Annotated in this window: 16 protein-coding genes; 13 read left to right on the top strand and 3 right to left on the bottom strand. The window is 72.3% G+C overall.

Annotated features, from left to right (window positions below; genetic code table 11):
- Nucleotides 1-55: 55 nt before the first annotated feature.
- From GGE06_RS26795 to GGE06_RS26765, 7 genes are all read left to right on the top strand, one after another.
- The gene (locus GGE06_RS26795; RefSeq protein ID WP_116158060.1) at nucleotides 56-448 is read left to right on the top strand and encodes an STAS domain-containing protein; all 393 of its coding nucleotides are present in this window, start codon (nucleotides 56-58) and stop codon (nucleotides 446-448) included.
- A 153-nt stretch (nucleotides 449-601) separates the two neighbouring features.
- Nucleotides 602-946 (top strand): ArsR/SmtB family transcription factor, encoded by a 345-nt coding sequence (locus GGE06_RS26790; protein WP_116165235.1) that lies wholly within the window; start codon nucleotides 602-604, stop codon nucleotides 944-946.
- Nucleotides 947-1,146: 200 nt separating this feature from the next.
- Nucleotides 1,147-1,629 (top strand): NADH-quinone oxidoreductase subunit B family protein, encoded by a 483-nt coding sequence (locus tag GGE06_RS26785; protein ID WP_116158061.1) that lies wholly within the window; start codon nucleotides 1,147-1,149, stop codon nucleotides 1,627-1,629.
- A 51-nt stretch (nucleotides 1,630-1,680) separates the two neighbouring features.
- On the top strand, nucleotides 1,681-3,666 hold the full coding sequence (locus tag GGE06_RS26780; RefSeq protein ID WP_312883311.1) for a proton-conducting transporter transmembrane domain-containing protein: 1,986 nt from the start codon (nucleotides 1,681-1,683) through the stop codon (nucleotides 3,664-3,666).
- On the top strand, nucleotides 3,663-4,571 hold the full coding sequence (locus tag GGE06_RS26775; protein WP_116158063.1) for an NADH-quinone oxidoreductase subunit H: 909 nt from the start codon (nucleotides 3,663-3,665) through the stop codon (nucleotides 4,569-4,571). The genes GGE06_RS26780 and GGE06_RS26775 overlap by 4 nt, the downstream gene beginning before the upstream one ends.
- Entirely contained in the window at nucleotides 4,571-4,753 is a 183-nt protein-coding gene (locus GGE06_RS26770; RefSeq protein ID WP_116158064.1) for a hypothetical protein, read from the top strand. The genes GGE06_RS26775 and GGE06_RS26770 overlap by 1 nt, the downstream gene beginning before the upstream one ends.
- A 4-nt stretch (nucleotides 4,754-4,757) precedes the next feature.
- A complete protein-coding gene (locus tag GGE06_RS26765) occupies nucleotides 4,758-6,053 on the top strand; it encodes a hydrogenase large subunit (RefSeq protein WP_184932013.1) in 1,296 nt (431 codons plus the stop codon).
- A gap of 19 nt (nucleotides 6,054-6,072) precedes the next feature.
- Here the strand turns inward: GGE06_RS26765 and GGE06_RS42055 are convergent, their stop codons facing one another.
- Genes GGE06_RS42055 through GGE06_RS26750 form a run of 3 tightly spaced genes read right to left on the bottom strand, consistent with a single transcriptional unit; the run spans nucleotide 6,073 to nucleotide 6,754 of the window.
- Nucleotides 6,073-6,225: a DUF6126 family protein gene (locus GGE06_RS42055; RefSeq protein ID WP_181924929.1), complete on the bottom strand. Its 153-nt coding sequence runs from the start codon at nucleotides 6,223-6,225 to the stop codon at nucleotides 6,073-6,075.
- Nucleotides 6,222-6,578, bottom strand: a complete 357-nt coding sequence (locus GGE06_RS26755) for an ArsR/SmtB family transcription factor (protein WP_116158065.1) — start codon at nucleotides 6,576-6,578, stop codon at nucleotides 6,222-6,224. Before GGE06_RS26755 ends, GGE06_RS42055 begins: the two co-directional genes overlap by 4 nt.
- Complete coding sequence (locus GGE06_RS26750) at nucleotides 6,575-6,754, bottom strand: hypothetical protein (protein ID WP_116158066.1); 180 nt, start codon at nucleotides 6,752-6,754, stop codon at nucleotides 6,575-6,577. Before GGE06_RS26750 ends, GGE06_RS26755 begins: the two co-directional genes overlap by 4 nt.
- Nucleotides 6,755-7,259: 505 nt before the next feature.
- Between GGE06_RS26750 and GGE06_RS26745 the strand changes: the two genes are divergently transcribed.
- From GGE06_RS26745 to GGE06_RS26720, 6 genes are all read left to right on the top strand, one after another.
- Nucleotides 7,260-10,940 (top strand): efflux RND transporter permease subunit, encoded by a 3,681-nt coding sequence (locus GGE06_RS26745; protein WP_184932012.1) that lies wholly within the window; start codon nucleotides 7,260-7,262, stop codon nucleotides 10,938-10,940.
- A complete protein-coding gene (locus GGE06_RS26740) occupies nucleotides 10,940-14,107 on the top strand; it encodes an efflux RND transporter permease subunit (protein ID WP_221518555.1) in 3,168 nt (1,055 codons plus the stop codon). Before GGE06_RS26745 ends, GGE06_RS26740 begins: the two co-directional genes overlap by 1 nt.
- Before the next feature lie 71 nt (nucleotides 14,108-14,178).
- Nucleotides 14,179-15,108: a hypothetical protein gene (locus tag GGE06_RS26735; RefSeq protein ID WP_116158068.1), complete on the top strand. Its 930-nt coding sequence runs from the start codon at nucleotides 14,179-14,181 to the stop codon at nucleotides 15,106-15,108.
- A 76-nt stretch (nucleotides 15,109-15,184) separates the two neighbouring features.
- Nucleotides 15,185-15,862 (top strand): response regulator transcription factor, encoded by a 678-nt coding sequence (locus tag GGE06_RS26730; RefSeq protein WP_116158069.1) that lies wholly within the window; start codon nucleotides 15,185-15,187, stop codon nucleotides 15,860-15,862.
- A 6-nt stretch (nucleotides 15,863-15,868) separates the two neighbouring features.
- On the top strand, nucleotides 15,869-17,254 hold the full coding sequence (locus GGE06_RS26725) for a sensor histidine kinase (RefSeq protein WP_184932011.1): 1,386 nt from the start codon (nucleotides 15,869-15,871) through the stop codon (nucleotides 17,252-17,254).
- 75 nt (nucleotides 17,255-17,329) lie between these two features.
- Nucleotides 17,330-18,691 carry a hypothetical protein gene (locus tag GGE06_RS26720; RefSeq protein WP_116158071.1) on the top strand — a complete coding sequence of 454 codons (1,362 nt, stop codon included), beginning with the start codon at nucleotides 17,330-17,332 and terminating at the stop codon, nucleotides 18,689-18,691.
- Nucleotides 18,692-18,808: the final 117 nt, after the last annotated feature.

Genomic DNA, 18,808 nt, shown 5'->3' with positions numbered 1-18,808 from the left:
TGAACGCGCGACTGCAGAACGGGAACGAGCCCATGGGTACGAGAGAGCGGCAGCGATGACCATCGAGTGGCGATACACCATCCAGAAGGACCTCGGAGTCCTGTCCCTGGCCGGGTTCCTCGGGGCCGAGGCGGTGGACCGCTTCACCGGCGCGGTCGGCTGGGCGCTGGCCCGCGGGACCGGTCCGGTGGTCCTGGACCTGACGAGCCTGCGCGGCTGGTCGGTGGGCGGTCAGCTCGCGGTCGCCGAGGCGGCCCGCCGCTTCCGCGCAGAGGGCCGGCGGATGGAGCTCGCGGCGATCCCGGCGGACGGCTCCCTCGTGCCGACCGGGGACCAGCCGGCCATCCCCGTGCACTGCGACCTCGCCGCCGCCCTCGCCGCCCACCGGAGCGAGGGCGCGCATCAGCGGGAGTGGCGCAGCGACGACTGGCCCGACCTGCGGGCGTAGCTTTCCGGAGATTCCGCATCTCAATCTTCAACAGTTGCTAATGTTGGCAATTACCGAGGTCATCACGTTGTCGTGAGGGCGCGAGGATAGTGCCATGACGAAGAGATGGCATCGAACGGGGAGCCCGGCATCGACACGATGGAGGCGGTGCGGATGAGTGCGCCGCTCTACCAGCTGAAGGCGGAGTTCTTCAAGACGCTGGGGCATCCGGTGCGGATCCGCGTCCTGGAGCTGCTGAGCCGACGCGAGCACGCGGTGAGCGAGATGCTGCCCCAGCTGGGCATCGAGCCGGCGCACCTCTCGCAGCAGCTCGCGGTGCTGCGCCGGGCGAACCTGGTCGTCGCCCGGCGGGAGGGAGCCACGGTCTTCTACTCGTTGACCGACCCCCAGGTCGCGGAGCTGCTGGCCGTGGCGCGTTCGATCCTCTCCGGCGTGCTGGCCGGACAGGCCGAACTGCTCGCGGACCTGCAGGCGTCGACGGGGAAGCCGCCCGCCTGACGGCGGCCCGGAACCGGCGTTCGCCGCCACCGCGCCCACCGATGGACAGCGACGGGAACGGTGGCGGCGAGCGCCACGTCAGCACGACGACAAAATCTCAATAAAGCACGCAAAGCGCGATAAGAGTTCCGTAACTCCGGCCGCAGGCAGGCCCGTTAGCCGTTTCGGAAGAGTGCTCACCACCTGCGGGAGGGGCGTTCATGGGCTTGTTGCGCAAGATCCGGACGACGGGACGCGTGGCCGAACCGGCACCGCCGCCACCGGACGGCGAACCGCTGCCGGCGGCGCGTGCTTTGAGGGGATCGGCCCGGGTCCGCTGCGTGGACGCGGGCTCGTGCAACGGGTGCGAGATCGAGATCGCCGCCGCGTTCGGGCCCGTGTACGACGCCGAGCGGTACGGCGCCCGCCTGGTCGCCTCGCCCCGCCACGCCGATGTGGCCCTGGTGACCGGTCCGGTCACGCGGAACATGGCCGAGCCGCTGCGGCGCACGGTCGCCGCGATGGCCGAGCCCCGGATCGTGGTGGCCCTCGGGGACTGCGCGATCGACCGCGGGGAGTTCGCCGGGGGGCACGGGATCGAGGGCGCCGTCGCCGACGTCGTACCGGTCGATCTGGCCGTGCCCGGGTGCCCTCCCGAGCCGGATGCCATCGTCGCGGCCCTGCGCCGGGTGACCGGCCGGTGAACCCGGTCGCGGCGGGACTCCTCACCGCCGTCTGATCTGAGCGCCGCCGCCGTGGCGGGCTCCGCGCTGCCGGTACGGGCCCGCGTGAGCGTCTCCGGGATCTGCACGGCGGGGGTGGGAGCGGCGGGCTGCGTCGCGGGGGTGGCCGCGCTCGGCGGCGAGGCCTGGTCGGCGAGCCTGCCGGACCTCCTCCCCCTCGCCGGGGCGCACCTGGCCGTCGATCCGCTGTCGGGCCTCTTCATGGCCGTGGCCGGGGCCGTCACGGCGGCGGTCGCGGTGTACGGCATCGGCTACGTCAACGGGAACGGCGGGCACGGTTCGCACGGTCCGGCGTCCCGTACGACGCAGGCGGTGCTGCCGCTGTTCGCGCTGTCCCTGCTCCTCGTACCGGCGGCGGCGTCCGTCTCCGCGTTCCTGGTCCTGTGGGAGCTGATGGCGCTCTCCTCGCTGCTGCTCGTGCTCGCGGAGCACCGCGAGTCGCCACGGGTGCGCACGGCGGGGCTCTGGTACGCGGTGATGACCCACCTGGGTCTGGTGCTGCTCCTGGCCGGACTCGCCCTGTTCGCCGCGCACTCCGGCGGGGAGACCTTCGCGGACCTGCGCGCCGGGGCCGGCGGCACGTCACCGGCCGTACGGGACACGGTCTTCGTCCTGACCGCCGCCGCGTTCGCGTCCAAGGCGGGCGCGGTGCCGCTGCACGCCTGGCTGCCCCGCGCGCATCCCGAGGCGCCCAGCCCGGTCTCGGCGCTGATGAGCGGGGTGATGGTCAACCTCGGCGCCTACGGCATCGTCCGCACCGCGTTCGACCTGCTGGGCGGCGGTCCTTCGTGGTGGTGGATCGGACTGGTCACGGTGGGCGGCCTGTCCGCCGTGTACGGCGTCCTCCAGGCGGCCATGGCCTCCGACCTCAAACGGCTCCTGGCCTACTCGACCGCGGAGAACATGGGCCTGGTCCTCATCGGCACGGGGGCCGCCGGTCTCTTCGCCCGCGCGGGCGACGGCCCGCTGGCGGCGCTCGCGCTCGTCGCCGCCCTGCTCCACGTCGTCAACCACTCCGCTTTCAAGGCCCTGTTGTTCTGTGCGGCCGGGTCGGTGCCGCGCGCGACCGGGGTCCGCGACCTCGACCGGCTCGGCGGGCTGCGGGCCCGGATGCCCTTCACCACCGGGCTCTTCGCACTCGGCGCGCTCGGCGCCGTGGCCCTGCCGCCCGGCAACGGGTTCATCGGCGAGTGGCTGCTCCTGCAGTCCCTCGTCCACGGCCTGCGGCTGCCGGGGGCCTCCGTCGCGATCGCCCTGCCGCTGGCCGTCGGGCTCATCGCGCTGTCGGCGGGCATCGCGGCGGCGGCCTTCGTCAAGGCGCTCGGCGTCGGCTTCTTCTCCCGGCCCCGCGGCGAGGGGGCCACCGGGGCCCGGGAGTCGGGTCCCGCGATGATCGCCGGCACGGTGCTGCTCGGCGCCGGGTGCGTCGCGCTCGCGCTCGTCCCCGGACTCCTCGGGCCGGGTCTCGACCGGGCGGTGATCGCCGCCGGGCTCCCCGGGACGGACGCCGTCACCGGAGGGAGGGCCGCACTGCGGCTCGACGCGCTGTCGGCCTCCCTGTCGCCCGTCTGGCTCGTCGCCGCCCTCACGGCGGCGCTCGCCCTGGCGGCCGCCCTGCCCCGGCTGTACGGCGGTCGGCGCCGTCGCCCGAACGCCAAGCTGTGGGACTGCGGCGGCGGGGCCCCGACCCCGCGCATGGCCTACACGGCGACCTCGTTCGCCGAGCCCCTCCAGCGCGTCTTCGACGACGTCCTCGCGCCGGAGCGGGACGTGGACGTCACCCATGCCCGGGAGTCCACCTACCTGGTGGAGCGGATCCGCTTCCGCAACCAGGTCCCCGACCGGATCGAACACCGCGCGTACCTCCCGGTGCTCGCCCGGCTCGCCCGCGCGGGCCGGGCCTCGCGGCGGCTCGCGACCGGCAGCGTCCACCTCCACCTCGGCTACGGCCTCCTCGGCCTGCTGGCCCTGTTCCTCGTCCTGGCGGTGGGTTCGTGAGCGCGTACGGATACGCGGCGACGGCGTCGCAACTCGTCCTCGTCGTGGCCGGCGCGCCCCTCCTCACCGGCCTCATGCGGCAGGTCCGCGCCCGGATGGAGGGCCGCGCCGGGGCCGGGCTCCTCCAACCGTGGCGTGACGCACGCAAGTTGCTGCGCAAGGAGCCCATCACCCCGGTCGGGACCGGACCGGCCTTCCACATCGCCCCGGCCCTGGTCGTGGCGACCGCGCTGGTCGTCGCCGCACTCGTCCCCCTGCTCTCCACCGACACCCCGCTCGCCGGGCGCGGCGACCTGATCGTCGTGGTGGCGCTCCTCGCCCTGGGCACCGTCGCCCTCGCCCTGGCCGGCCTCGACACCGGGACCGCGTTCGGCGGCATGGGCCCGTCCCGGGAGATGACCGTCGCCGCCCTGGTCGAACCGACCCTCCTCATGGCGGTGCTCGCCCTGTCGGTACCGGCCGGGACCACCGACCTCGCGGCGATCGTCGAGGGAGCCGTGCACGACCCGGCCCGACTCGCCTCTCCCGCAAGCCTGTTGGCGGCCTCGCCGCTCACCGCGGCCGCCCTGACCCTGCTCGCGTACGCCGTCGCGCGTCCCCTGGTCGCGCTCGACCCGGGCCCCGCCGTCCAGGCGCTGCCGGTGGGCCTGGCGGTCGTCCTCGTCGGCTTCTTCGTCCTCGCCACCCGACGGCGGGCGCTCTCCCAGGTGGTGGGCTTCCTCCTGCTCGACAACGGCATCACCGCCACCGCGTTCCTCGCCACGTCCGGAGTGCCGCTCATCGTCGAGCTGGGCGTCTCCTTCGACGTCCTGCTCGCCGCACTGGTGCTCCAGGTGCTCACCGCCCGGATGCGGGCCGCGTTCGGCACGACCGACCTCGACGACCTGCGGGAGCTGCACGACTGATGACCGCCGCCTCCACCGTCCTCCTCCTCACGGCCCCCGTCGCCGTCCCGCTCGTCGCCGCGGGCGCGTACGCCCCCGCCTGTCTCCGCGAGGAGTCCGCACGCGCTCCGGGGCGGGTCTCCGACCGGCTGCCGCTCGTCTCGCCCGTGCACGAAGCCGCCCGGGCGATCGGAGGGCCCTGAGACCATGCGTACGCTCCACGAGACCGCCGTCGACGAACTCCACCGGCAGGCAGGCGGGTTGCTCGGGGCGGGCCACCGCCTCGCCCTCGTCGCCGCCCACCACGACGAGGACCACGTCCGCGTCGTGTACCTCTTCGTCGCGGGGCGACCGGACAGCCGTACCGAACTCCATGTGTGCCTGGACCCGGTCAAGCCCGAGATCCCGAGCCTGGCGGACGTCTCCTTCCCCGCCGGCCGCTTCGAACGCGAGATGCGCGACCTGCACGGCGTCGTCCCGCTCGACCACCCGCTGCCCCACCGACTGGTCCGCCACTTCCACTGGCCCAAGGGCTGGTACCCGATGCGTCCCGACGCCGGTGCCCCGCCGCCGTTCGCCGAACAGGAGGGCCCCTACCCCTTCCTGGAGGTCGAGGGGGACGGCGTCTACGAGATCCCCGTCGGCCACGCCCTCGCCTACTGCCTCGCCGTCGAGGAGGCCACCGGCACCCACGTGCCCGCGGCCGCCCGGCGCGCCCGCGCCCTCCTCCTCGAACTCGAACGCCTCCACAACCACGTCGCCGACCTGGGCATGCTCTGCAACGACGTCGGCCACGGCATCCTCAACGCCCACGCCCAGCGGGTACGGGAGCAACTCCTGCGCCTCGACGCGGAGGTCACGGGCCACCGGCTGCTGCGCGGCGGGGTCGTCCCCGGGGGTGCGGTCCTGCGCGCCCTCCCGGACACGGCGCGGCTCACGGCCATCGGTCGCGACATCCGGGAGATCGCCGGCCTCGCCCTCGCGCACTCCACCGTCCGCGACCGCTTCACCGGCACCGCCGTCCTCACCGCCGACGCGGCCCGGGACCTGGGCTGCCTGGGCTACGTGGCCCGGGCGAGCGGCCTGTCCGGGACCGACGCCCGTGTGGCGCATCCCTTCGCCGCGTACGACACCGAGGTCTCCGTACCCGTGCGCGACGGCGGCGACGTGCCGGCCCGGTTCCTGGTCAGCGCCGAGGAGAGCGACGTCTCCCTCGCGCTCGTCGAGCACCTGGCGGAGGACCTGGGCCCCGGTACGTGGGGCGGCCCGCCGGCCCCGGGCCAGGCCGGCGGCAGCGGCGTCGGCACCGTCGAGGGGTGGCGCGGCACGATCACCACGCGGGTGGAGCTCGGCCCCGACGGACGGCTCGCCCGCGTGAAGCCGGTCGACCCGTCCTTCTACAACTGGCCGGCGCTTCCCCTGGCCCTCGCCGACACGATCGTCCCGGACTTCCCCCTGACCAACAAGAGCTTCAACCTCTCGTACGCGGGCAACGACCTGTGACGGCGGGAGCCGGGCGGCCTCACTTCTGGGCGTGCTGGCCCACGTAGAAGAGGATCCAGACGAACCCGGCGAACAGGTGGGTGGCGAAGACGTACACGAAGACGCGCAGCATCACGCCGCGCTCCTTCCACTTCTCCGTGTCCCCGCCTCCGTGCTCCGGTTCCGCGGTCACGCGCCCACCTCCTGCTCCTCGGCCCCGCGCAGTTCGGCCAGCAGCTCCTGCTGCCCGACGAGCAGACCCGACAGGACGCGGCGGGCGGCCAGGAGGAGCTCCGCCACGTCGCCGCCCGCGAGCTCGTACACGACGGTCGAGCTCTCGCGGGTCGCCGTCACGATGCCCGACCGGCGCAGCACGGCCAGCTGCTGGGAGAGGCTGGACGGCTCGATCTCGATCGCCGCGAGCAACTCCCGCACGGGCAGCGGGCCGTCACTGAGGAGTTCCAGGACCCGGATCCGGACCGGGTGGCCCAGCATCCGGAAGAACTCGGCCTTCGCCTGGTAGAGCGGGACGGGGGCGGGGCTCATCCCTCACCCTCCTCGTCGCCCGTGTCGATGCCGTGCTTGCGGGCGAGCCGCAGCGCGTCCTCCAGCTCGTCCTGGGCGAGGGACGCCCCGTAGGCGTCCCCGTCCTCGTACGCCGCGGCCAGCCGCGCCCGCGCGGCGCGCACCCTCTCCACGACCGCTTCCGCGAACGTGCTCACGTCACACTCCCTGCCCGCACAGTTCTGAGGATCGACATCTGCTGAATTGAAGAATTCTGCAATTCTAGCGCGCGTGCACCCCTTGTGGGGCGGGAACCGGGGGGCGCCGACCGTGACACCCCTCGCACGGTATGCCCCTTTAGGGGGGAAATCATTGACAGGGTTTTCCCCTACTGGGTACATTTACGGCGTATCTATCGACATAGGCACAGCGCATATGAGGTCGGCCCGTCCGTCTCCCGCGACCGCGCGGTGAGGACGATGGCCGGGAATCCTCCCCCTCGCCGGTCGAAGCCGGCGACTGATGGCGCAGCAGGACGGACGACCCCGTGCGGGCGCCCGGTATGCCGTCCGCCCGATGCGTGATCCCACGCTCTCGTGAGACCCTGCCAAGAGGGTCCGGGAGCGGCTCGGCGGAACGCGCAGTCGCTCTGGAAGGCAGGACCCCGTCGTGGTCCACAGAATCCTTTCCCTCAGTCTTACGTTCCGAAACCTGATCCTCGGTGTGGCGGCGGCCGTGATGGCCCTGGGCTTCATCCACCTCCCGAAGGCGGCGTCGACGGACGTCTTTCCGGAGTTCGCCCCGACGCAGGTTCAGATCCAGACCGAGGCGCCGGGCCTGTCGGCTGCCGAGGTCGAGCAGCTCATCACCGTCCCGCTGGAGCAGGACCTGCTGAACGGCGTGGCATGGCTCGACGAGATCACCTCCGAGTCCGCCCCCGGCCTGTCGTCCGTCAACCTGGTCTTCGGACCGGGCACGAACGAGCAGAAGGCCCGGCAGGCCGTCCAGGAACGCCTGATCCAGGTGGGCGGCCTGCCCCAGGTGGGCAAGCCGCCGGTGATGATCCAGCCGCTGTCGTCGACGAGCCGGGTCATGATGATCGGGCTGTCCTCGAAGGACGTCTCACGCATCGACATGTCCGTGCTCGCGCGGTGGAACATCAAGCCGCGTCTGCTCGGCATCCCGGGCGTGGCGAACGTGGTCATCTGGGGTGAGCGGGACCGTCAGCTCCAGGTCCAGATCGACCCGCAGCAGCTGGCCAGCCGGGGCGTCTCGCTCGACCAGGTGGTCCGCACCACGGGCAACGCGCTGTGGGTGTCGCCGCTGACCTTCGTGGAGGCCTCGACGCCGGGCACCGGCGGGTTCATCGACACGCCGAGCCAGCGTCTGGCGATCCAGCACGTGCTGCCCATCACCAAGGCACAGGACCTGGCTTCGGTGGCCGTGGAGGACACGGCGAGCAAGCAACTGCGCATCGGTGACGTGGCGACCGTGGTGGAGGACCACCAGCCCCTCATCGGCGACGTGATGCTGAGCGACGGCCCCGGGATCATGCTGGTGGTCGAGAAGTACCCCGACGCCAACACCCGTGAGGTCACGCACGCCGTCGAAGAGGCGATGAACTCGCTCCAGCCCGGACTGTCCGGCATCACCGTCGACACCCACGTGTACCGGCCGGCGTCCTTCGTCGACACGGCGCTCGACAACGTGGGCCTGTGGGTCCTCGTCGCCGTGCCGGCCGTCTCGGTGCTGCTCGGCCTGTACTTCCTCTCCTGGCGCGTCGCCCTGATCAGCCTCGTCTCGATCACCATGGCGGAGATCACCGCCCTGTGGGTGCTCTATCTCCAGGGTTCGACCTTCAACATGATGGTCCTGGCCGGGCTCGCGATCGCCCTCGGCGCCGTCATCGACGACATCGTCATCGGATTCGACCGCATCCAGAGACAGTTCGAGCGCGAAGGCAGGCGCTCCGGTGAACGCCGGTCCGTGTCCGACGTCGTGGTCGACGCCACGGCGGCGGTACGGCGGCCCGTCTTCTTCGCCACGCTGATCCTGCTCCTCGCCGTGGTGCCCGTCGTCTTCCTGAACGGGGTGGGCGGAGCGTTCGCCCGGCCGCTGGCCCTGTCGTACGTGCTCGCGGTGCTCGCCTCCACCGTCGTCGCCCTGACCCTCACGCCCGTACTGGCCGCCCTGCTGCTCGCGCGCACCCGGCTCGGCCACCCCCGCAACCCGCTGCTCGGAGTGCTCCACCGCGGCTTCGACCGGATCAGCCCCAAGACCGTGCTCCGGCCGGGCCGGGCGCTGGTCGCGGCCGGCGTGCTGGTGGCCGCCGGCTTCGCGGTGTGGCCGCAGCTCGACGGCGCCTCCCCCATCCCGGCCCTGCACCAGCGTGAGCTGCTGATCCAGGTGGAGGCCCCGCCCGGTACGTCGCTGCCGGAGATGGACCGCCTCGGCCAGGCGGCCGTCGACCAGCTGCGCGCGCTGCCGGGCGTCGAGAGCGTCGGAGCCCACGTGGGCCGCGCCAGGGAGTCCGACCAGGTCGTCAACGTCAACTCCGGTGAGTTCTGGGTCAACCTCAAGAGCTCGGCCGACTACGGCAGGACCGTCGCCGCGATCAACCGCACCATGCACGACCAGACCGGTCTCGACAGCGACGTGGTGACGTACCCGCAGGCACGCCTGGACGAGGTCCGGGCCGAGGACGGCGCCGGGCCGCCCGTCGTCGTCCGCGTCTACGGCAACGACCTGGGCGTGCTGCGGCACCAGGCCGAGCAGGTGAGCAAGGTCCTCGCGCAGGTCCCCGGAGTCGTCCGGCCGCAGGTCCCGGCCGTGGCCGAGGAGCCGACCATCGAGGTCAAGGTCGACCTCGCGGCGGCGCAGAGCCACGGGGTCAAGCCCGGTGACGTCCGCCGCACGGCCGCCACCTACTTCTCCGGGCTGCCGGTGGGCAGTCTGTACGAGGAGCAGAAGGTCTTCGACGTCGTGGTGTGGGGCTCGCCCGGGACGCGCTCCGCCCCGCAGAAGGTCCACGACCTCCTGATCGACACGCCGAACGGCGGGCACGTCCGCCTCGGCGACATCGCCACCGTCCGCGTCACGCCGTACCCGACGGTCATCGAGCACGACGCCACCTCGCGCAGCCTCGACGTCGTCGCCGACGTCAGCGGGCGCGATCTGAACTCCGTCCTCGACGACGTCAGGAACCGCGTCCAGGCGATGCCGATGCCGTACGAGTTCCACGCCGAGGTGCAGAGCGACGTCGCGCACCAGCAGGGCCAGGACCTGCGCATCGCGGGTCTGGTGGCCGCCGCGCTGCTCGGCGCCTTCCTCCTCCTGCAGTCGGCCTTCGGCAGCTGGCGCGCGGCGACGCTCGTCCTGTTCGCCCTGCCGCTGGCCGGTGTCGGCGGCGTGCTGACCGCGTTCGCCGTCGACGGCGTCACGTCGATCGGCGCGCTCGGCGGCTTCCTGGTCGTGGTGGGCATCGCCGTACGCAACCTGGTGCTGCTGATCCGCGGCTACCAGGAGACCGAGCCGCGCGAGGACGGGACCGCCGACCCGCGACGCATCGTCGACGCCACGCGCGACCGGGTCGGCCCGGTCCTGCTGACCGCGCTGGCCACGGCGGTCGCGGTGCTTCCCGCGGTCTTCCTCGGAACCGTCGAGGGCATGGAGGTGCTGCACCCGCTGGCCGTCGTCGTGCTGGGCGGTCTCGTCACCTCGACCCTCGTCACGCTGTTCATCGTGCCCGCCCTCTACATCCGCTTCTTCTCCACCCCCGGCGGCCGCGAGCAGCGCCGCACCGGCCCGGAACCCGACCTGTCGACGGCAGGGCCGGCCCCGGACGTGACGGCGACGGACGACGGCAGGACGGAACGCCGGGAGGAGCGGCGGGAGGCGCCCCGCGGCGGGCCCGGCCGGCGTCGCACCGGGCGCCGGTGGGCCGTGGGCCTGTCGACCGCGGGGCTGCTGCTCGCCGGTGGAGCGGGCCTGACGGCCTGCGGCGACTCGCACTCCTCCTCGGCCTCGGCCGCCGAACACTCCGAGCAGCCGCCCGCCGAGATCGAGCAGGTCCCGGAGGGGAAGATCCCCCGTCTGACCCTGGCCGAGGACACGGCCGCGCGGATCCACATCACGACGGAGCCGCTGCGTCAGGCGCCGCTGGACGGCACCGGACCGCCGCAGACCCTCATCCCGCTGAAGGCGGTGGTCTACGACCCCGAGGGCAAGACCTTCGCCTTCACCAACCCGAAGCCCTTCGTCTACGTCCGGACCCCCGTCGAACTGGGGAAGTTCGGCAAGGACGACGCGGTCGTGAAGTCCGGTCTCCCGAAGGGCACCCCCGTCGTGACCGTCGGGGCCGCCGAACTCCTCGGCATCGAGTACAAGACGGACGGCGAGCACTGATGTCCGGGGACCGCAGCACCCTGATGCGCTGGATCGTCCGGTCCAGCCTGCGCTTCCGCTACCTCGTGGTCGCCGCGGCCGCGGTGATGATGGTCGTGGGCATCACGTCGCTGCCCCAGCAGCGGGTGGACGTCTTCCCCGAGTTCGCACCGCCGCGGGTCGAGATCCAGACGACCTGCCTCGGTCTGTCCACGGCCGACGTCGAGTCCCTGGTCACCGTTCCGCTCGAACAGTCCCTCAACGGCCTCGCCGGACTCGACGACCTGCGCTCCGAGTCCATCGCGCAGCTCTCGTCGATCCAGCTGATCTTCCACGAGGGGACCGACATCTTCACGGCACGGCAGGAGGTCCAGGAACGGGTGCAGCAGGTGTCGCACGCCCTGCCGACCTGGGCGGCACCGCCGGTGATCATGCCGCCCGTCGCCGCGACCAGCCGCGTCATGAAGATCGGGATGTCCTCGGACGACCACTCCGACCAGGCCCTGATGAACATGTCGATGACGGCGTACTGGGAGGTCAGGGCCCGGCTGCTGCGGGTGCCCGGCGTCGCCAACGTGAGCATCTTCGGCGAGCGGCTGAAGATGATGACCGTGCAGGTGGACCCGCTCAGGATGCAGGCCCACAAGGTCAGTCTCGACGACGTCATGGAGGCCACCGACGGGTCGGTCGACTCCGGTCTGCTGAAGTTCACCACCGGTTCCGTCATCGGCACCGGCGGCTGGGTCGAGACCCCCACGCAGCGCCTCGGCATCCGGCACGTGCTGCCGGTCGTGACGCCCACCGACCTCTCCCAGGTGCCGGTCTCCGCGGCGGGCGGCGGCACCGTCCGGCTCGGGGACGTGGCCCGGGTGGAGGAGACCCACCAGCCGCTCGGCGGCAGCGCCATCGTCGGCGGCGACCCCGGTCTGCTGCTGATCGTCGAGAAGCTGCCCTGGGGCGACACCCCGGAGATCACCAAGAACGTCGAGAAGGCGATCGCGACCCTCGAACCCGGCCTGCCCGGCATCCACTTCGACACGACCGTCTTCCAGCAGCAGGACTTCATCCACACCGCGATCGACAACCTGACCCAGGCCCTGGTGCTCGGCTTCCTGCTCGTCGTCGTGGTCCTCGCGGCGTTCCTCTACGAGTGGCGCGTCGCGCTGATCAGCCTGCTGACGATCCCGCTGTCCCTGATGGCGGCCGTGCTCGTGCTCCACTGGCGCGGGGACACCATCAACACGATGGCCCTCGCCGGACTCGTGATCGCGCTGGGCGCCGTCGTGGACGACGCCATCATCGACGTCGAGAACATCCTCAGACGGCTCCGCGAGCACCGGAAGGCCGGCAGTGACGCCTCGGTCGCGAAGATCATCCTCAACGCCTCGCTCGAGGTCCGGAGCCCGATCGTCTACGCGACGATCATCATCGTCGTGGCGACGGTACCGGTGTTCCTGCTCCAGGGAGTGGCGGGCTCCTTCTTCCGGACGCTGGCCGTCTCGTACACCTTCGCCATCATCGCCTCCATGGTCGTGGCCCTGACGGTGACCCCCGCCCTCTGCCTGATCATGCTGCGCAAGGCGAAGGTCGAACGCCGGCAGTCCCCGCTGCTGCGCTGGCTGCAGACCGGCTACACGGCGGGACTGCGGCGCATCGTCAAGCGGCCGGTGAACGCCTACCTGGTGTCCGGCGTGCTCGCGGTCGTCGCGGCCCTCCTCGTGCCCCAGCTCAGCCAGTCCCTGCTGCCCTCCTTCAAGGAGCGGGACTTCCTGGTGCACTTCATCACCACGCCCGGCACGTCCGTGCAGGAAGAGCAGCGCATGGTCTCGCAGCTGAGCCGTGAGGTGCGGGCCATCCCCGGGGTGCGCAACGTCTTCGGGGCCCACATCGGGCAGGCGTTCCTGGGCGACGAGATCGCGGGGGTCAACTTCGGCGAGGGCTGGATCGGCATCGAACCGAAGGCCGACTACGACAAGACCCTCACACAGATCAAGGAGACCGTGGCGCGGTACGCCGGCATGGAGCAGGACGTCCAGACGTACCTCAACGAGCGCGTCGACGAGGTCCTCACCGGCTCCAAGTACCCGATCGTCGTCCGTCTCTACGGACAGGACCAGAAGGTCCTGCGCGCGAAGGGCCTCGAACTCCAGGAGAAGATCAGCAAGATCGCCGGCACCGACGACGTCCACGCCGACCTCCAGGTCGAGGTCCCGCAGGTCCAGGTGAGGGTCGACGTCGACAAGGCGGCGAAGTACGAGCTGAAGCCCGGCGACGTGCGCCGCGCCGCGTCCACCCTCGTGGCCGGCGAGGAGGTCGGAGACATCTTCCGCGACGGCAGGGCCTACGACACGGTGGTGTGGAGCACCCCCGAGACGCGCGGCAACGTGGCGGCCATCAGCCGGCTCCCGATCGACACGCCCTCCGGGGCCACGGTCCCGCTCGGTGACGTCGCCCAGGTGGTCATCGAGCCCCAGCCGAACGTGATCGCCCGCGAGAACGGCTCGCGCCACCTCGACGTGAACGCCTCCGTCTCCGGGCGCGGCCTCAGCGCCGTCGTGTCGGACGTCGACAAGGCGATCGCCTCCACGGACTTCCCCCGCGGCTACCACACCGAGCTCCTCGGCGAGCACGAGGAGCGGCAGGCCGCCCAGCGGGTCCTGTTCTACAGCGCGATCTTCGCGGCCCTGACGATCTTCGTCCTGCTCCAGGTCTCCTTCCGCAGCTGGCGGCTCGCCCTGCTGTCCTTCCTCACCCTGCCCATGGCCCTCGTCGGCGGCGTCCTCGCCGTCTGGATCGCCGGCGGGAACATCACCCTGGGTTCCCTGGTCGGCTTCTTCACCGTGCTCGGCATCGCCGCACGCAACGGCATCCTGATGATCAACCACTTCCAGCACCTGGAGGAGCACGAGGGCATGGCCTTCGGGCCCGCCCTGGTGCTGCGCGGTGCGCGGGAACGGCTGTCCCCGATCCTGATGACCTCCCTGGCGACCGGACTCGCGGTCCTGCCGCTGGTCTTCCTCGGCAACCGGCCGGGCCACGAGATCGAGTACCCGCTCGCCGTGGTCATCGTGGGCGGTCTGGTTACGTCCACCTTGCTGAATTTGCTGGTCGTCCCCTCCCTGTACCTGCGTTTCGGCAAGGGCTTCAGGCGCCACAGGCCGCAGCATGAGGCGGCCGCCACGCACTGAGGCAGGCGGCGGACGGGGCCGCCGCCTCTCGGTGGAGCCCCACCCCGGCTCCACCGAGAGGATCAAGCTGAATGCCCCGTCGCCTGCGCGCGTCCGCTGCCCTGCTGAGCCCGATCGTCACCGCGCTGCTCCTCGCCCCGGGCACGGCGACCGCCGACGCCCCCAAGGTCCCCTCTCCCGCCACGGCGAAAAGCGGTGCGCGCGCGCAGAACGGCTGCGGAAACCCTCCCGCCCTGCGCCCGTACGCCTTCCCCTCCGCGCCGAGGGTGACCAACAGGTTCCTTCCGCTGAAGCCCGGGACCCGGCTGGTCCTCAAGGGCGACGTCGCCGGTGAGGACCACACCGTGGTGACGACGGTGACCGACCTGACCAAGGTCATCGACGGCGTCCGCACCGTGGTGGTGTTCGACCAGGACCTCAACGGCAAGAAGGTCCAGGAGTCGGAGCTGGCGTTCTTCGCCCAGGACTGGCGCGGAGCGGTCTGGCGCCTCGGGGAGTACCCGGAGATCTACGAGAACGGCAAGCTCACCGGCGCGCCCGACACCTGGATCTCCGGCGTGCAGGGCGCCAAGGCGGGCATCGCCATGCTCGCCCGGCCGCGGGTGGGCTCCCCCACCTACACCGAGGGCCTGGCGCCCGAGATCGACTTCCTGGACTGCGCCACGGTGTTCCAGACCGGCCAGAGCGTCTGCGTTCCGGTCAGCTGCTTCGACAACGTCCTCGTGACGGACGAGTTCGCGCCGCTCGACCCCGAGGGCGGCCACCAGCGGAAGTCGTACGCGCCCCACGTCGGCAACATCAAGGTGGTGCCCGTGGGCGAGGCGAACCCGGAGACCCTGGCCCTGACCGAGTTCACCCGGCTCAGCGCCAAGGAGCTCGCGGCCGTCGACAAGGAGGTCCTGAAGCAGGACAAGCGCGGCTACAAGATCAGCCCCGACGTGTACGGCACCACCCCGCCCGCGGAGCCCGCCCGCGTGAGGGCATTCGTGCCCGCGCTGTAGTACCGGCAGGGCGGAGGGCGCGCGGCACCGCGCGCCCTTCAGCCCCGGTTCAGGTGACGCGGGACACAATCGGGACATGCGGGTTCTGATCGTGGACGACGAGGAGCGGTTCGCCGAGGGGCTCCGCAACGGCCTGGAGGCGGAGGGCTTCGCCGTCGACGTCGCCCTGGACGGCACGGACGGCCTGTGGCGGGCCCGCGAGCACGCGTACGACGCGATCCTCCTCGACATCATGCTCCCCGGCCTGAACGGCTACCGCGTCTGCGCCACCCTGCGCGCCGAGGGCAACTGGACCCCGATCCTCATGCTCACCGCCAAGGAGGGCGAGTGGGACGAGGTGGAGGGGCTCGACACGGGCGCCGACGACTACCTGACGAAGCCCTTCTCGTACGCCGTGCTGCTCGCCCGGCTGCGCGCGCTGCTGCGCCGCGAACCCCGCGAGCGGCCCGCCGCCCTCACCGCCGGTGACCTGCGGCTCGACCCGGCGGCCAAGGAGGTGTCACGGGGCGGAGTACGGGTCGAGCTGACCGCGCGCGAGCTGGCCCTCCTGGAGTTCCTGCTGCGCCGGCGCGGCGAGACCGTGTCCAAGCAGGAGATCCTCGCGCACGTCTGGGACGACGCCTTCGAGGGCGACCCGAACATCGTCGAGGTGTACGTCCGGCACCTCCGGAACAAGCTGGACCGGCCCTTCGGCCGGGCGTCCATCGAGACCGTACGGGGCTGCGGCTACCGCCTGGCCCCCGACGGAGGGTAGGCGGCCATGGGCGTGCGGTTCTGGTCGACCGTGGCGGCCGTCCTCGTCGTGGCGGTGGGCCTGTTCGCCGGAGCGGTCGCCCTGATCACCCTCCTGCGGGCCGAACTGACCGACGACGTGCGGCAGACCGTGAAGACCCGGGCCGAGCAGGTGGCGGCCGTCATCGAGTCGGGGCACGGGGTGCCGTCCCTGACCGTGAGCGAGCAGAACGACCAGTTCGTCCAGGTCCTGGACGAACGCCGGGACGTGATCGCCGGCAGCCCGAACGTCAAGGACCTGCCGGCCCTGGCCGACCCGCGACGGGGCTCCGAGTCCACGCTCACGACGCCGCTCGACGAGGACCGGTTCCTGGTGGTGGCGGTCACCGCCGAGGCCCCCGGCGGGAACCGGACCGTCCTGGTCGGGCAGACCCTCGTCGCGGTCGACGAGGCGACCCGGATCGTCACCCGGCTGCTCGTCACGGGGCTGCCGCTGCTGATGCTCGTGGTGGCCGGCGCGACCTGGATGGCGGTCGGGCGGGCCCTGTCGCCGGTGGCGGCCATCGGCTCGGAGGTCGAGGCGATCTCGGCGGCGGAGCTGCACCGCAGGGTGCCGCTCCCGCCCGGCCGCGACGAGATCGCGCGCCTCGCCGCCACGATGAACCGCATGCTGGACCGGCTCGAACGGGCGCAGAGCGCCCAGCGCCGGTTCGTCTCCGACGCCTCGCACGAGCTGCGTTCCCCGGTGGCGTCCATCCGCCAGCACGTCGAGGTCGCGCTCGCCCACCCCGACCGGCTGACGGACCGGGCGACGAACGAACGCCTCGCCAGGACCGTGCTCGGCGAGGACCTGCGGATCCAGCGCCTGGTCGACGACCTGCTGCTGCTCGCCCGTGCCGACGAGGACGCGCTGCGGCCCCGGATGCGGCCGGTGGACCTCGACGACCTGGTCCTGGACGAGGTGCGCCGGCTGCGCCGGGAGGCGCCGGGGCTGCGGATCGGCACGGTCGGGGTGTCGGCGGCGCGGCGGCGGGTGGACCCGCGGGGCCTGAGCCGGGTGGTGCGCAACCTGGGCGACAACGCGGCCCGGCACGCCCGCACCGAGGTCGCCTTCGACCTCGTCGAACTGCCGGACGGCCGGGTGGTGCTCGGCGTGGAGGACGACGGTCCCGGCGTGCCGGAGGCGGACCGCGAGCGGGTCTTCGAACGGTTCGTACGCCTCGACGAGGCGCGGTCCCGCTGGACGGCCGAAGGCGGTGACGCGGGCGCCGCCGGCAGCGGACTCGGGCTCGCCATCGTCGCCGAACTGGTCGCGGCGCACGGCGGCACGGCGACGGTGGCCGACGGGCGGCTCGGCGGGGCCCGCTTCGAGGTGGTGCTCCCGCCGGACCCGGCGGCCCGGGACCGCTCCTGAAGGCCGGTTCAGTTCCGTTCAGGCTCTGTTCAGCCCCCGGGTGGCAGCGTCGGTGTCACGGCAGAGGAGGCAGCCATGAGGAACAGACAACCTGCGGTCGTGGTGACCGCGGCCCTGGCCGCGACCCTCGCGAGCGGCGCCTGCACCGCCGGTGCCGTCGGCGGCGGGCCCAGGGGCGCGACCTCGGCGACGGGCTCCGAGTGCGTGCGGATCGTGGGGGAGAACGGCACGAAGACCGACGAGTGCCTGCCGCTCTCCCCGGAGCAGAGCCGGGTCGACAAGGTCACGCCCGTGTTCAGCCGGCCGACCCGGATCACCAACCCGCTCCACGTCGGTTCGGAGATCCAGCAGGTGATCTACGACGGTCAGGTCGACGGCAAGCCCTTCCGTACGGAGCTCACGCTGCTGCCCCACGTCGAGACCGTCACCGTGAACGGCGAGCAGGTCCGGGCGCGCACGTTCCAGTTCGTGTCCTTCTCGGACGGGCGGGTCCAGGAGGTCGCGCGCGACTGGTTCGCGCAGGCCGACGACGGATCGGTCTGGTACCTCGGCGAGGAGGTCTTCAACTACGAGGACGGGGTGGTCGCGGACACGCACGGCAGCTGGCGGGCCGGGAAGGCCGGACCGGCCGCGATGATCATGCCGAGCGATCCGAGGGCCGGTGACGTGTTCCGGGGGGAGAACATCCCGGGCACGGTCTTCGAGGAGGTCACCGTGAAGGCCGTCGGGCAGACGGTCCCCGGGCCGTACGGACCCGTCAAGGGCGCGATCCGGACGGCCGAGATCAACCTGGACGGCTCGCGCGAGAACAAGGTCATCGCCCCCGGGTACGGCGAACTCACCATCGACGAGCCCGGCCCCGACCTGGAGGCCGTCACGCTGGCCGTACCGACGGACGTCACGCCCGGCCCCGTACCCGCCGAGCTCGCGGCCCTGTCGACGGCGGTCCGCGCGGCGCACGCCGGGGCGACCGAGGCGACCGTGGCGAAGGTGCGGACCGCCTGGGACGCGTACCGGGCCTCCGACAAGGTGCCCCGACTGCTCGTCGAGCAGATGGACAAGGACATCGGCTCGCTCACCTCGGCCGTCAAGGCCCGCGACGCCGCACTCGTCCGCGGTGCCGCGCTCCGGGTCGCCCAGAACGAGCTCGACCTGCACCTGCGGTACGAGCCGCTGGCCACCGTCGAGGCCGCCCGGATGCAGATGTGGGCGCGCCAGTCGGCGCTGGACGGCGCGGCCCGGGACGCGGGCGCGATCGCCGGTGACGTGTCCAGCCTCGAACTCACCTGGGACCGCGTCCAGCACGACACGGCCCCGGCCCGGGCGGCCCGGATCACCGCCTCGCTGCACGCCCTGCGCGACGCGGCCGACCGCCAGGACACGACGACCGCCCAACAGGCGACGACCGGGCTCACGGCCGCCCTCGACTCGCGTTGATCGCGGGGGCGGCGTCCCGGTCCCGAACGCCGCCCACCGGTCAGAAGTACGGGTTGAGGTACGAGCCCCACGTGCAGGTGCCGTCGCTGCCCGGATCCCAGGTCGAGCCGCGGAATG

This window comes from Streptomyces nymphaeiformis (assembly GCF_014203895.1).
In the GTDB taxonomy this organism is placed as follows: Bacteria; Actinomycetota; Actinomycetes; order Streptomycetales; family Streptomycetaceae; genus Streptomyces; species Streptomyces nymphaeiformis.
This window is presented reverse-complemented; position numbering and strand designations above follow the sequence as displayed.